This window comes from Mitsuaria sp. TWR114 (genome assembly GCF_007997345.1).
Genome location: NZ_VOSR01000426.1, coordinates 1 through 871, shown reverse-complemented (window position 1 = coordinate 871; position 871 = coordinate 1). Strand labels below are relative to the sequence as shown.

The following is an 871-nucleotide window of genomic DNA, read 5'->3' as shown; positions in this document are numbered from 1 at the left end:
GCGGCGACATCGACAGGCTGTCCAGCAGCGTCTCCGAACGGGCGCAGACCACCAGCCGCGCGGCCGCCGGCACGGCGCCCTGGATCCATTCGCGACGCAGCGCGAGCACCGCCTCGGCCTTCGCGGCCAGCGCCTGGCGGGACGCCGGCGGCAGCAGCGACAGGGCCTCCAGCAACTGCTGCTGCTCGGCACTGGACAGGAAACGCAGCGCGGTCCAGCGCTCGGTCAGCTGGCGCAGCTGCTTCAGCGGCGCGGCCGGCAGGCTGGCGCCGTTCGCGCCGGCGCCGTCGAGCCACAGCGGCGAGAGCAGCGCGGCGGGCAACTGGTCCGCCAGTTCGCGCTTGCGGCGCGAGAGCAGCACCGACTCGAGCGCCTCGCGCTTGAGCTTCTTGCCGGCGTCGTCGGGCAGTGCGCGCAGGCGCGCCAGCGGGCCGCGGCGCATGTCGTCGAGCCAGTCGATCCAATCGACCAGCCGCGCGTCGGCCAGCGGCTCCTGGTGCGCGATCAGCAGCAGCTGCGCGGCCGGCACGGCGCGCAGCGCCGCCAGGCGCTCCGAGTCGACCGATTCAATGCCGTCGACGACCAGCAGCGCCGCCTGCGGCTTCGCGGGTGGCGTCGTGGCGACGGTCACCGATTTCGCCTCCTCGCCCAGCCAGCGTGTCAGGTCGCGCCGCCAGGCGGCGTGGGCCGCCTCCGGGGCGATGACGACGGCGGCTTCACGCCGAAGCACTCGCCCCACAGCCGGATCGCGGCGATGGCCGCGCCGCGCTGCCCCAGGCCGAGGTCGTCCGCCACGAGCGCACGGCCGGCGCAGACGGCGAACAGCGCCGCCTCCCAGGCATGGACCGGCAAGTCGTCGCGCAGCAGCGCG

The 871-nt window shown here is 75.4% G+C and carries 2 protein-coding genes; both read right to left on the bottom strand.

All coding sequences use genetic code 11. The features are described 5' to 3' along the window. The coding region (locus FUT87_RS15710) for a hypothetical protein (protein ID WP_147241618.1) at positions 1-631 on the bottom strand (631 nt) is incomplete at its 3' end. A gap of 29 nt (positions 632-660) precedes the next feature. Beyond that, positions 661-871: hypothetical protein (locus FUT87_RS28895; protein WP_186830563.1), on the bottom strand; the 211-nt coding region annotated here is incomplete at its 5' end.